A 13,715-nucleotide genomic window follows, 5' to 3' on the forward strand; every position below is an offset into this window, starting at 1 on the left:
CATTCAGGAACAGACGCCATGACCACCCATCTCTGGCCACCGCTCAGCGCGATCCGCAGCGCCTTCGAAACCGGGCCCGGCGCGGCCGCGGCCTTCGCGCCCGAGACGCCCGGGCTCGCGACCGTCGCCATGCCCGGCACGCGCGCCGCGGCACCCGAAGCAGCCTCGCCGCCGGTGGACCTGCTGCTGCCGCTGGCCGAGCTCGCGCGCCGCCGCGAGGCCGTGGCGCAGCGCAGCTTCGGCGCGCGCTGGGCGCCGGGCCGGCTGGTCAGCGTGGTGCACGAGGGCCGGCTGCTCGGCGTGCTGCTCGACCGTTGCATCCACGGCGAACTCTGGCAGGGCTGGATGGCGGCCGGCGAGGCCGACTGGGCCTCGGCCTTCGACGTGCTGCTCGAGCCCGACGACGAACCCTTCGAGCCGGCCTTCGGACTGATCCAGGCCTGGAACGTGCTGACGCTCGAGCCGAGCCCGCAACTCGCCGCGCGCGTGCTCGGCGAGGTCTCGGCCACGCGGCTCGCCGCCATCCGCGCGGTGCACGACGAGTGGGCCGCGCAGGCCGCGCCCGCCATCGCGCCCGAGCCCGGCCGCATCGCGCTGCGCACCGTGGGCGGCGTGTTCGCCGTGCTGTCGGGCACGCCGCTCGGCCCGAAGGATCCGCGCGTCGACTACCAGTCGCTGTACCGCGACGCGGCGTCGCAGCTCGGTGCCGCCTGGCTGCCGGCCGCGCGCAACGCATCGGGCCCGGCCGCCGCGCCGCGCGCGCGGCCCCAGCCCGGCCCCGAGGGCGGCTGGTGGGGCAGCGTGCGGCGCTGGCTCGGCGCCGACGGCTGGATGCGGCCCGCGTTCGCGGTGCTGGCCCTGTGCGTGGTGGTGCAGAACGTGGGCCTGTTCGGCGGCCACGAGGCGCAGGACGAGGTGCGCTTCCGCTCGGTGCCCACGGCCCCGGTCGCGGCCGCTGCCGATCTCACGGTGCGCTGGAAGGACGGCGTGCGCGTGGACGAGGCCGACCGGCTGCTGCAGGCGATCTCGGCCGACGTGGTCGGCGGCCCCGGCAGCAACGGCGTGTGGCGGCTGCGCGTGCCCGACGTGGAGAAGAGCCTGCAGGTGCTGGCGGCCTCGCCGCTGGTCGAGGCGGCGGGACGGGCGTCGGAGCGGCCATGAGCCCTGTCGCGCGGCGGTCGATGGCGACGCGGGAGGCCTGGCTTTCGTGGCTCCTGCTGCTCGCGCTCGCCTGCCTCGCCCCGCGCGCCTTCGCCACCCAGCGCGCGCTGCTGGTGGGTGTCTCCGAACTCGTCAACCAGCCGCAGTCGCTGTGGCTGCAGGCGCCGCGCAACGACGTGGCGCTGATGCGCGACGCACTGCTCCGGCAGGGCTTCGGCGCGGGCGACATCACGACCCTGGCCGACGGCGTGAGCGGCGCCGCGCTGCCCGAGTCGCAGGCCATCCATGACGCGCTGTCGCGGCTGCTCGCGCAGTCGCGCAGCGGCGACTTCGTGCTGCTCTATTTCTCGGGCCACGGCACGCGCTGGCGCGATGCCACCAAGCGCTACCAGGAGCCCGACGGGCTGGCCGAGAACTTCCTCGCGCGCGACGTGCGCGGTGCCGTCGGCGTCGACAGCGCGCTCGCGGGCGGCGTGCGCGACGTCGACTTCGACGGCTGGGTGCAGGCCTTCCTCGCGCGCGGCGTGTTCGTCTGGTCGGTGTTCGACACCTGCGCCGCCACCTCGATGACGCGCAACGCCGGCGCCGCCGTGCCCGCGGTCGCCGAAGGCCCGGCCGACGACGAGGTGCGCTGGCGCGGCCTGCGCGCGGGCCAGCTGCGCGCCGCGCCGGCGGCCGTGCCGCCTGCCGCCCCGGCCGCGCCGCCGGTGGCCGAGCGCGTGGCGCGCGCGCGCTACGTCGCCTTCTTCGCGTCCGAGAGCCACCAGATCACGCCCGAGCTGCGGCTGCCGCGCCAGGGCCGCAACGCGCGGCCGCAGGGCCTGCTGACCTGGGCCGTGGCCGGCGCGCTCGAACGCCGACCCGCCACCTGGCGCGAGCTGTTCGACGGCGTGCTCGCGCTCTACCCGCCGGTGATCGACGAACTGGCGCAGCGCTTCCCGACCCGCGAGCTGCCCTCGCCGGTGGCCGAGGGCAACCTCGACGCGCCGCTGTTCGCCAACAGCGCCGGTGCCGTCTCCACCTTGCCGGCCTGGCGCGCGCAGCGCAGCGGCGACAGCCTGGTGCTGCAGGCCGGCCTGGTCGACGGCCTGCAACCGCAACAGGAACTGCGCATCAACGCCACGCTCGAGGACGGCACCGTGCGCAGCGCACCGGCACGGGTGCCGCAGGTCGATAGCGACAGCGCGCGCCTTCCCGTGCCCGCGGCGCTGCGCGAACTCTCGGGCGGCGCGCTGTGGAGCGCCTCGCCGCTGGCCGCGCCGGCCGCGTTCGCGTTGCGCGTGCGCGGCAACGAGCGTGGCCTGCCGCAGCGGCTGAGCCTCGACTATCCGGCCTCCGTGCTCGCGCTCGGCACGGGCGACACCGCAGCGGCCGATGTGCGCTGGACCGACCTCGGCGCCGCCGGCCAGCGCATCGAGGTGCTGTCGGGCGCGCTCGGTGCCGGCACCCAGCTGCTCGCCGACGTGGCCGCCGCGCGGCGCCGCATCGAGACGCTGGCGCGCCTGAAGTGGTGGAACCAGCTGCTGGCGATGAGCCAGGCCAGTGCCTCGCCGATCGAGGGCTTCGAGGCCGTGTTCGAGGTCTGGCGCGGCGACCGCCTGCTGCGCAGCGAACCCGCGCAGCGCGCCGCCGCCGGCCAACTGCTGCCGCTGCGCGAAGGCGAGCGCGCGGCGCTGCAGGTGCGCAATGCCAGCGGGGCCTCGGTCGACATGGTGGTGGTGGGCATCGATGGCCAGGGCGGCCTGCGTCCCGTCTATCCGGACGACCCCGGCGAGACCAACCGCTTCGAGCGCGGCACGCGCGAAGCGCCCGCGGCCAAGCGCTTCGAGCTGCCGTGGCTGGAGGCGCCCGGCGGCCGGTTGCTGGTGCTCGCCACCGCGGCCAGCCCCTACACCACGCCGCGGCTGTTCGGTGCCGCGCCGCTCGAAGCCGCGCTGCCCGAGGTGCGGGTGCGCGGCCAACTGGCCCCCGACAAGGCGCGGCAGACCTATGCCGCGATGGTGCGCTGGACGGGCGAGGGCCCGTCCGCGCGATGACTGTTTCTGTTCTCAGGAGATCGACATGAGCTGGACATACGACGGAAGACTGGACCCCGATGAGGCGCTGCGCCTGCTCGATCACCTCTCGGGCGAATCGGGCAACGACTTCGCGATGATGATCGAGAGCAAGGGCTCGCCCATCGAGGGCGAATCCCAGCGCACCTACGAGGACGGCAAGCAGCGCATGGAGATCGGCGGCTACTCGTACAAGACCGACGTGATCGTTCCGCCGGGCTCGAGCAAGGGCAAGCTGCGCAACTATCCCTTCATCGTCATCCGCGACTGCGATGCCGCCACCGCGTCGATCGCGAGCCTGCTGAAGAACCAGGACGCGGACCTCAAGGTCACGGTGTCGGTCTTCAAGGCCGGCGGCGACAGCTCGAAGGACCAGCAGTCGCACCTGGAGTTCGTGATGGAGGGCGCGCGCGTGCATTGCCACGCCATCGTCACCGGCGGCATGCCCAAGCGGCCCTGCGACATCATCTTCTTCAGCTACCGCAAGCTCGAGATCCGCTCGGCGCCGCAGCAAAAGAGCGGCGCGCGCGGCGCGGTGCGCACCTGCACCTTCGTCGAGGCGGCAGCATGAGCACCGCCGCCGAACTCCTCAAGGGGGCCGATCCGGCCGCCGCCCTCAAGGCGCTCAGCGACGACGTGCGCGCCAGGCCCGCCGACAGCAAGCCGCGCGTCTTCATGGCCCAGCTGCTGTGCGTGCTGGGCCAGTGGGAGCGCGCGCTCAACCAGCTGACGGTCGCGGCCGAGCTCGATGCGCTCGCCGTTCCGATGAAGCAGGTGTACGGCGAGGCCGTGCGCTGCGAAGGCCTGCGCGCCGAGGTGTTCGCCGGCACGCGCACGCCCATGATCTTCGGCCAGCCCGACGAATGGCTGGCGCTGCTCATCGAGTCGCTGCTGCGGCAGGGACGCGGCGAGTTCGAGCTGGCCGAAGACCTGCGCCGGCGCGCCTTCGAGGCGGCGCCGGCCATCGGCGGCAGCATCGACGGCGTGCCCTTCGAGTGGCTGGCCGACGCCGACATGCGGCTGGGCCCGGTGCTCGAGGCCTTCGTCAACGGCAAGTACTACTGGATTCCCTATGCACGGCTCGCGCGCGTGAAGATCGAGCCACCCGAGGACCTGCGCGACTGCGTGTGGATGCCCGCGCACCTGGACTTCGAGAACGGCGGCCAGACGCTGGCGCTGATCCCCACGCGCTACGAGGGCAGCGAGAAGTGCGAGGACGGCGAGCTGCAGCTCGCGCGCAAGACGGCGTGGCGGGAACTGCGCCCCGAGGTCTGGGCCGGTCACGGCCAGCGCGTGCTCGGCAGCGACCAGGGCGAATACGCGATCATGGACGTGCGCGAGATCGTCTTCGCGTCGCGGCCCGCCGAGGCCGGGGACGAGACGGACGACGGCGCGGCGACGGCGCAGGGCCGCGACGGTGGCTGAGCTCGGCGCGCAGGAGCGGCTGCAGCCCTCGCTGCTCGACCGGCTCGTCGACAACGCGCCCGACGAGAAGCGCGAGGGCGACGAGAAGCGCACGCTGACCAAGCAGGCGTTGCGCGCGGCCGTGCTGCGCGACCTGAGCTGGCTGTTCAACGCGACCGGCTACGGGCTCGCGATGGACGATCGCCAGTACCCGAACGCCGCGCGCTCCGTCATCAACTACGGATTGCCTATGCTGTCTGGCCAGTTCACCTCGTCGGTTCAGCGTGTCAGCATGGAACAGGCTTTGAAGAACGCAATCCTGCAGTTCGAGCCTCGCATCTTGTCACGCACCCTCGAAGTGGAACTGGTCATGGAAGGCCCCGCCCTGGACTCGCACAACAGCATCGGCCTGCAGATCCGCGGCATGCTGTGGGCGCAGCCCGTGCCGCTGGAGTTCCTCATGCGCAGCCGGGTCGACCTGGAGGAAGGACGCATCGAGATCGAGGACATGGCGCACCCGCAAAAGTAGTCATGGATCCACGGCTGTTGAACCTGTACGAGCAGGAACTGCGCTACTTCCGCGAAAGCTCGTCCGAGTTCGCCCGTGCCTTCCCGAAGATCGCGCACCGCCTCGGCATCGAGGGCCAGGAGGTCGCCGATCCCTACGTCGAGCGCCTGATCGAGGCCACGGCCTTCCTCTCGGCGCGCGTCAACCTCAAGCTCGATGCCGAATACCCGCGCTTCACCGGGCATCTGCTCGACATCGTCTATCCGCAATTCCTCGCGCCCACGCCGGCCATGGCGGTGGTCGCGTTCTCGCACGATCCCGACGATGCCAACCTCGCCACCGGTCCGACGCTGCCGCGCGGCGCGGGCCTGCGCGCTCGCCATGCGGTGGGCCAGAACACCTATTGCGAGTTCCGCACCGCCGGCGCGATGCGCCTGTGGCCGCTCGAGGTGCAGCGAGCCCAGTACTTCACCTACGCGCCCGACCTGCCGCTGACGACGCATGCGCAGGCGCGCGCGATCCGCGGCGGCCTGCGCCTGGTGCTGCGCACCACCGCGGGCCTGAACTTCAGCCAGATCGCGCTCGACGAGCTGGTGCTGCACCTGGGCGGCGCCGAGGACGTGGCCTGGCAGTTGCAGGAATGCGCGCTGGGCCAGCCCATCGGCGTGATGGTGCGGCCGCTGGGCGCCGGCGGCGCGCTGCAGGGCGAGGCGCGCAGCCTGCCGCCGAGCGCCATCGGCATGGTCGGCTTCGAGGACGACGAGGCGCTGCTGCCGGTCACGGCCACGGGCTTCTCGGGCTTCCGGCTGCTGCAGGAGTACTTCGCCTTTCCGCAGCGCTTCCAGTTCCTCAAGATCGCGGGCCTGCAGTCGGTGCTGCCCTCGATGCCGGTGACGCAGGTCGAGATCGTGCTGCTGTTCTCGCGCGGCGATGCCGCGCTCGAGAAGCTGGTGAGCGCCGAGAACCTGCAGCTGCACTGCGTGCCGGCCATCAACCTGTTTCACAAGCGGCTCGACCGCGTGCCGCTCGGCGAGGGCGTGAGCCAGTTCCACCTGGTGCCCGACCGCACGCGACCGCAGGACTTCGAGGTGCATACCGTGACCGAGGTGATCGGCCACGGCGCGCCGGGCGCCGACCGGGGCGCGGCCACCGAGCAGCCGTTCCGCCCCTTCTATTCGGCCTTCCACGGCACGCGCCACAGCCATCCGGCCTACTACACGACCACGCGCGAGCCGCGCATGCTGTCGGTGCGCCAGCGCACCGAGGGCAATCGCAGCAGCCACATCGGCTCCGAGGTCTACATGCAGATCGTCGATCCGCAGCAGGCGCCGTACGCGGCCAGCCTGCGCCAGCTCGCGGTGTCGGCGCTGTGCACCAACCGCGACCTGCCGCTGTTGCTGCCGATGGGCCGCGACAACGACTTCGACTGCGTCGACTCCTTCCCCGCGCAGCGCGTGCGCATGGTGCGCGGGCCCTCGCGGCCGGTGTCGCCGGTGGTGAGCCAGGGGCTGGGCTGGCGCGTGCTCGACCACCTCGCGCTCAACTACCTGTCGATCTCCGACAGCACGCCGCAGCAGGGCGCGGCCGCCCTGCGCGAGACGCTGATGCTCTATGCCTCGCATGCCGACGAGATGCGCCAGGGCCAGGTGCGCGGGCTGCTGTCGGTCACGAGCAAGCCGGTGGCGCGCCGCCTGCCGATGAAGGGGCCGATCGCCTTCGGGCGCGGCCTGGAGGTCACGCTCGAGGTCGACAAGGACGCCTTCCACGGCCATAGCGTGTTCCTGTTCGGCGCCGTGCTCGCGCGCTACCTGGCGCGCCACGTCGAGGTCAACCATTTCGTCGAGACCGTGGTGCGCATCGCGGGCAAGGGCGAGAACATGCGCTGGAGGCCGCTGTGCGGGACGCGCCAGATCCTCTAGCCGCGCCCGCGGCGCCCGAGGGAACGGTGGCAGCGCGCGTCGATGCCGCGCTGCGCCAGTGGTCCGACCAGCCCTGGGCCTACGACTACTTCGCGGTGCTGCGCCGGCTCGAGTCGGCCGCCGCGACCACGCCGCGCTGGGGCCGCGCGCTGCTGCCGAGCGCCGAGCCGGTGCGCGTGGGCCAGGAGCCCTCGCTGTCGTTCGCGCCCGCCGCCTTCAGCCGCTTCGAGCCGGCCGGCGCGCATTCGCCGCCGCGGCTGCGCCAGCATTTCTTCGCCTACATCGGCCCCAACGGGCCGCTGCCGGTGCACCTGAGCGACTTCATCCGCGAGCGCAGCCTGAACCATGGCGACCCGACCTGGCTCGCCTTCCTCGACAGCTTCCTGCACCGCTTCTCGCTGCATTTCTACCGCGCCTGGGCGCAGGCGCGGCCCGCGGTCGCGCTCGACCGGCCGGGCGAGGACCGCTTCCGGCTGCAGATCGGCGCGCTGGTGGGCATCGGCACGCCGGGGCGCATCGGGCGCGACGAGATCCACGACGACGCGCGGCTGCACTTCTCGGGCTGGCTCGCGCGCCGCGTGCACAGCGCCGAGGGCGTGGAGTCGGTGCTGTGCAGCTACTTCGGCGTGCCGGTGAAGCTCGAGCGCTGGGTCGGCCACTGGATGAGCCTGCCCGATGCCGAACTCACGCGGCTGGGCCGCGGCGAGAGCTCGCGCGCGATGGGCCTGGGCGCGATGCTCGGCACCCGCGCCTGGGACCGCCAGCACCGCGTGCGCCTGCATGTCGGGCCGCTCGATCTCGCGCGCTACCGCATGTTCCTGCCGATCGGCGATGCGCAGCCGGTGCTGCAGCGCTGGATGCTGCAGCTGCTGGGCGGCGAGCTCGAGTGGGACGCCGAACTGGTGCTGCGCAAGGAGCAGGTGCCGCCCACGCGGCTCGGCCAGCAGCGCGGCAACGCGCCGCGGCTGGGCTGGATCTCGTGGCTCGGCGAGCGGCCGCGTTCGCGCGACGCGAGCGACGTGCGCATCGCGAGCCGGCCCGGCGGCGAGGCGCATCCGCGCGCGCCGGCTTTTCAATAAAAAACCCTTTCGTTCGTCTTGAAGAGATACGGAGTCCTCCATGAGTGAAATCAGCCGCACCGCCCTGTTCGGGAAACTCAATTCGCTGGCCTACAAGGCCATCGAGGGCGCGACCGTGTTCTGCAAGATGCGCGGCAATCCGTACGTCGAGCTCGAGCACTGGTTCGCCCAGCTGCTGCAGGCGCAGGACTCCGACCTGCACCGCGTGATCCAGCACTACGGCCTCGACGTCTCGGTGATCGCCAAGGACATGACGGCCGCGCTCGACCGCCTGCCGCGCGGCGCCACCGCCATCAGCGACTTCTCGCCGCACATCGAGAACGCGATCGAGCGCGCCTGGACCTACGCCACCCTGCAGTTCGGCGAGGCGCAGGTGCGCACCGGCTACCTGCTGGTGGGCATGCTCAAGACGCAGAGCCTGCGCAACCCGCTGTTCGGCCTGTCGAAGCAGTTCGAGAAGGTCAAGGTCGAGGACCTGGCCGAGAACTTCGTGAAGATCTGCGATGCCTCGCCCGAGGCCCAGATGCGCGCGCAGGACGGCACCGGCATGGGCAGCGGCGCGCCCGGCGAGGACGCGGGCGCGATGGCGCCGGCCGCCATGGGCAAGGGCGATGCGCTCAAGAAGTTCGCGGTCGACCTGACCGAGAAGGCGAAGAAGGGCGAGATGGACCCGGTGACGGGCCGCGACGAGGAGATCCGCCAGATCGTCGACATCCTGATGCGCCGGCGCCAGAACAATCCGCTGCTGACCGGCGAGGCCGGCGTCGGCAAGACCGCCGTGGTCGAGGGCTTCGCGCAGCGCCTCGCGCGCGGCGACGTGCCGCCGCAGCTCAAGGACGTGAAGCTGCTCACGCTGGACATCGGCCTCTTGCAGGCCGGCGCGAGCATGAAGGGCGAGTTCGAGCAGCGGCTGCGCCAGGTGATCGACGAGGTGCAGAGCTCGCCCACGCCGATCATTCTCTTCATCGACGAGATCCACACCCTGGTGGGCGCGGGCGGCGCTGCCGGCACCGGCGACGCGGCCAACCTGCTCAAGCCCGCGCTGGCGCGCGGCAACCTGCGCACCATCGGCGCCACCACCTGGGCCGAGTACAAGAAGTACATCGAGAAGGACCCCGCGCTGACGCGGCGCTTCCAGGTCGTGCAGGTGCCCGAGCCCGACGAGACCAAGGCCATCCTGATGCTGCGCGGCGTGGCCAGCGTGCTCGAGAAGCACCACCGCGTGCAGCTGCTCGACGAGGCCATCGAGGCCGCCGTGAAGCTGTCGCACCGCTACATTCCCGCGCGCCAGCTGCCCGACAAGGCCGTGAGCCTGCTCGACACCGCCTGCGCGCGCGTGGCCGTGAGCCAGCACGCGACGCCGCCCGAGGTCGAGGACTGCATGCGCCGCATCGAGGGCCTGACGGTCGAGCAGGAGATCATCGGCCGCGAGGAGGCGATCGGCATCGACGTCACCAGGCGCGCGGCGCAGGTGTCGGCGCTGCTGGCCGAGTCGAAGGCGCAGCTGGAAGTGCTCAATGCACGCTGGCAGGAAGAGAAGGGCCTGGTCGACCGGCTGCTGGAACTGCGCGCGAAGCTGCGCACGGGGAACAAGCCGGTGGATGCGGAGGCCGCGCCCGCCGAGGCCGCGCCCGACCGCGCCGCATTGCTCGCCGAACTGCACGAGCTGCAGGCGAAGATCCACGCGGTGCAGGGCGAGTCGCCGCTGATCCTGCCCTCGGTCGACGAGCAGGCCGTGGCCTCGGTGGTCGCCGACTGGACCGGCATTCCGGTCGGGCGCATGGTCAAGAACGAGGTCGAGGCGGTGCTCAAGCTCGCCGACACGCTCAACCAGCGCGTGATCGGCCAGAAGCACGGCCTCGAGATGATCGCGCGCCGCATCCAGACCTCGCGCGCGCGGCTGGACAACCCGCAGAAGCCGATCGGCGTGTTCATGCTGTGCGGCACCTCGGGCGTCGGCAAGACCGAGACCGCGCTGGCGCTGGCCGAGGCCCTGTACGGCGGCGAGCAGAACATCATCACCATCAACATGAGCGAGTTCCAGGAGGCGCACACCGTCTCCACGCTCAAGGGCGCGCCTCCGGGCTACGTGGGCTACGGCGAGGGCGGCATCCTGACCGAGGCCGTGCGCCGCCGGCCCTACAGCGTGGTGCTGCTCGACGAGGTCGAGAAGGCGCACCCGGACGTGCACGAGATCTTCTTCCAGGTCTTCGACAAGGGCTGGATGGAGGACGGCGAGGGCCGCATGATCGATTTCAAGAACACGATCATCCTGCTGACCACCAACGCCGGCAGCGAGCTCGTCATGAGCATGTGCCGCGATCCCGAACTGCTGCCCGATCCGAACGCGCTGGCCGATGCGCTGAAGGCGCCGCTGATGAAGGTGTTCCCGCCCGCGCTGCTGGGCCGCATCGTCACCATTCCCTACTACCCGCTGTCGCCCGAGATGATGAAGAAGATCGTGCGGCTGCAGCTGGGCCGCATCAAGAAGCGCGTCGAGACCAACCACGGCGTGCCCTTCGAGTACAGCGACGCGGTGGTCGACCAGGTGGTCGCGCGCTGCCAGGACCCGGAATCGGGCGGCCGCGTGATCGACGCCATCCTGACCAACACCGTGCTGCCCACGATCTCGGTCGAGTACCTGCAGCGCCTGGCCGCCGGCGGCGAGATCCGCCGCGTCGCGCTCGACGTCAAGGACGCCGATTTCACCTACGCCTTCGATTGAGGCTCCCCGAAGAGATCCACCCATGGCCGACCACGAGTTCCGCATCGAAACCGATTCGCCCGCCAAGGACGACCTGATGTTCTGGCGCATCGTGGGTCACGAGGCGCTGGCGCGCCCTTCGACCTACGAACTCACGGTGCTGTCGGAGAACAGGGCCATCGATGCCACGGACATCCTCGGGCGCGCCTTCGACCTGGTCGTCGAGTTCGAGGACAAGGATGGCGGCAAGCACGAGCGGCACTGCCAGGGCCATGCGGTGCGCTTCGTGCGCGCGGGCCACGTGGGGCGCCACTTCGAGTACCGCATCACGCTGCGATCGTGGTTCTGGCTGCTGAACAAGCGCATCAACTCGCGCATCCTGCAGGACAAGAAGGTGCTCGAGGTGCTCGACGCGGTGTTCGAGGACAGCCCGATCAAGCGCTTCAAGAAGACCAAGACCGGCAACGTCATCGGCACCCACAACCCGCGCCGCTACTGCGTGCAGCACCAGGAGAGCGACTACCAGTTCCTTTCGCGCCTGATCGAGGACGAGGGCATCTACTACTGGTTCGACGCGCACGATGCGCCGGGCACCATGCACCTGTCGGACGCGAGCGATCTCGCGCACGAGAAGCTGCCCGTGGCGGCGACGCTGCGCTACGTGCTCGGGGGCGCGAGCGAGGCGCGCCACGAGGAGATCTGGCACTGGACCCACGCGCGCCAGTTCGACACCGGCAAGCAGGCCTCGCGCGACAGCGACTTCAAGGCGATCCGCAAGAAGCTGGGTGCCGCCATCGATGCCTCCGACAGCCACGAGCTGGCCGATTTCGAGGCCTTCGAGTTTCCCGGCGGCTACTTCAAGGGCGACGAGGCCGAGAACCGCACCAAGCTGCGCGGCGAAGAGCTCAACGCGCGGCGCGACCGCCACTGGGCGCTGACCGGATGGCCCGACGTGGCGGCGGGCCGCAGCTTCAAGTTCGAAGGCGATCCCGACGGCACCCGCGACGGGGACTACCTGATCGCGGCCTGCACCTTCATGCTCAGCCACCCCGGCTACGAGAGCGCGAGCGCCGACGCCACCGCGCCGCGCAAGCTCTACACGGCGCTGGCCGAGGCACTGAAAGACGATGCGGTGAACGCCGACACGCTGCAGGAACTCGAGAACCTGATCGCCGAGACGCCGATGCTCGAGGGCTCGCAGCCCGGGACCAGCGTGTTCCTGATCACCGCGATTCCGCTGGAGCGCAGCTACCGGCCGCCGCGCCTGACGCCGCGCGTGACCATGCCGGGGCCACAGACGGCCATCGTGGTCGGCCCGGCGGGCGACGAGCTGCACGTGGACGACCATGGCCGCGTGAAGGTGCATTTCCACTGGGACCGCTACGACGAGAGCAACGAGAAATCCACCTGCTGGGTGCGCGTGTCGCAGCCCTGGGGCGGCAAGGGCTGGGGCGGCTACTTCATCCCGCGGATCGGCCAGGAGGTGATCGTCGACTTCCTCAACGGCGACCCCGACCGGCCGGTGATCGTGGGCCGCGTCTACAACGACGACCAGCCCATCCCCTACAAGTCGCCCACGCAGAGCGGCTTCCGCACCCGGTCCACGCCCGGCGGCGGCGCGAACAACTACAACGAGATCATGTTCGAGGACAAGAAGGGCGAGGAGAACATCACCATCCACGCCGAGCGCAACATGAGCCGCAGCGTGGAGCTCGACGATTCGACCTCGGTGGACCGCGACCAGACGGTGACGGTGAAGCGCGACCAGACCTCCACCGTCGTGCGCGACCGCAAGACCACCGTGGAGAACAACGACACCACGATCATCCAGCAGTTCCAGAAGCTGACCGTCGGCAAGAACCAGGACAACCACGTGGTCGGCTACCAGACCACGAACGTCGACATCGACCACGCGCTGCTGGTGAAGGGCCACCACAAGATCCACGCGGACGGCAACCGGACCGATTCCACCGGCGGCAACGAAACGCGCTCGGTCACGGGCACGCAGACCATCACGGTCAAGGGCGGCGTGAAGTACAAGGCGCCGACCATGCTGTTCGAGGCCGGGCACATCGAGTTCAAGGTGACCGGCGGCAACTCGATGAAGATCGATGCCAACGCCGCGCCTTACGCGGCGGCGTTCCAGAAGTACACGCTGGTGAGCAACACCGAGCTCAACATGGTGGCGATCGGGAACATCAATACCGTGTCGGTGGGCTCGAACACCACGGTGCTCGGCCCGAACACCAGCGGCTACATCGGCAACAACACCGACTTCAACCTCGGCGTCGCCCGCTCGACCTTCATGGGGCTGAGCATGGAGAACGCGCTGGGCGTGGCGATGTCGAACTTCCTCGGATTGAAGATCGAGAACACGCTGGCCGTCACCATGGAGTCGACCGCGGGCCTGAAGATCGAGCGCGACGGCACCTCGGTGCGCCAGGCGCCGCTGCATTCGATCATGCCCGGTGCGGGCGCCGGCGCCGGCACCGACGCCACGGCCGCGATGGCGAACGCCGGCACGGTGGGCGCCGTCGCGGGCCTGGGCTACGGCATCGTCTCCATGCTCAGCGGCGCCGCGTCCCTGGGCTCCCAGTACGGCGATGCGCGCAAGATGCTCAACGAGATCCTGTCGAGCCCGGACGTCGACAAGATCCCCGGCATGCGCGGGCGGCTCGAGCGCATGCGCAATCTGGTGGGCACCAATGTCAGCGACGGCCTCGCGCTGATCCTGACGGGCGGTGCCGCCGGGCCGGTCCTGGGCCTGCTGGGCATGGTGCCTGGCGTGGACGCGGTCGGCAGCGAGCGTGGCGCCAACGAGCTGCTGGAGCGGGACGACAGCGGCAATCCCAAGAACTGAACGGGCAGGCAGCCGCGCGAGCCACC

The 13,715-nt window shown here is 70.8% G+C and carries 9 protein-coding genes; all 9 read left to right on the forward strand.

The window, feature by feature from the left end; translation table 11 throughout:
• The first annotated feature begins 18 nt into the window (after positions 1 to 18).
• The 9 genes from AC1HIL_RS07720 to AC1HIL_RS07760 are packed head-to-tail and all read left to right on the forward strand — an operon-like array spanning position 19 to position 13,689.
• Entirely contained in the window at positions 19 to 1,161 is a 1,143-nt protein-coding gene (locus tag AC1HIL_RS07720) for a hypothetical protein (protein ID WP_479671517.1), read from the forward strand.
• Complete coding sequence (locus AC1HIL_RS07725; protein ID WP_479671518.1) at positions 1,158 to 3,197, forward strand: caspase family protein; 2,040 nt, start codon at positions 1,158 to 1,160, stop codon at positions 3,195 to 3,197. Before AC1HIL_RS07720 ends, AC1HIL_RS07725 begins: the two co-directional genes overlap by 4 nt.
• A 25-nt stretch (positions 3,198 to 3,222) precedes the next feature.
• Positions 3,223 to 3,786 (forward strand): type VI secretion system tube protein Hcp, encoded by a 564-nt coding sequence (locus tag AC1HIL_RS07730; RefSeq protein WP_057596833.1) that lies wholly within the window; start codon positions 3,223 to 3,225, stop codon positions 3,784 to 3,786.
• A complete protein-coding gene (locus AC1HIL_RS07735; RefSeq protein WP_479671519.1) occupies positions 3,783 to 4,640 on the forward strand; it encodes a type VI secretion system accessory protein TagJ in 858 nt (285 codons plus the stop codon). Before AC1HIL_RS07730 ends, AC1HIL_RS07735 begins: the two co-directional genes overlap by 4 nt.
• Complete coding sequence (gene tssE / locus AC1HIL_RS07740; protein ID WP_296735959.1) at positions 4,633 to 5,148, forward strand: type VI secretion system baseplate subunit TssE; 516 nt, start codon at positions 4,633 to 4,635, stop codon at positions 5,146 to 5,148. The genes AC1HIL_RS07735 and tssE overlap by 8 nt, the downstream gene beginning before the upstream one ends.
• A 2-nt stretch (positions 5,149 to 5,150) precedes the next feature.
• Complete coding sequence (tssF, locus tag AC1HIL_RS07745) at positions 5,151 to 7,046, forward strand: type VI secretion system baseplate subunit TssF (RefSeq protein WP_413761585.1); 1,896 nt, start codon at positions 5,151 to 5,153, stop codon at positions 7,044 to 7,046.
• Between the two features lie 26 nt (positions 7,047 to 7,072).
• Positions 7,073 to 8,125, forward strand: coding sequence for a type VI secretion system baseplate subunit TssG (gene tssG, locus AC1HIL_RS07750; protein WP_261217127.1), 1,053 nt, complete (start codon positions 7,073 to 7,075; stop codon positions 8,123 to 8,125).
• A 40-nt stretch (positions 8,126 to 8,165) separates the two neighbouring features.
• A complete protein-coding gene (tssH, locus tag AC1HIL_RS07755) occupies positions 8,166 to 10,850 on the forward strand; it encodes a type VI secretion system ATPase TssH (RefSeq protein WP_479671520.1) in 2,685 nt (894 codons plus the stop codon).
• Between the two features lie 22 nt (positions 10,851 to 10,872).
• Positions 10,873 to 13,689 carry a type VI secretion system Vgr family protein gene (locus tag AC1HIL_RS07760; RefSeq protein WP_082322073.1) on the forward strand — a complete coding sequence of 939 codons (2,817 nt, stop codon included), beginning with the start codon at positions 10,873 to 10,875 and terminating at the stop codon, positions 13,687 to 13,689.
• The last annotated feature ends 26 nt before the right edge of the window (positions 13,690 to 13,715 follow it).

This window comes from Variovorax sp. ISS6, from assembly GCF_056523145.1.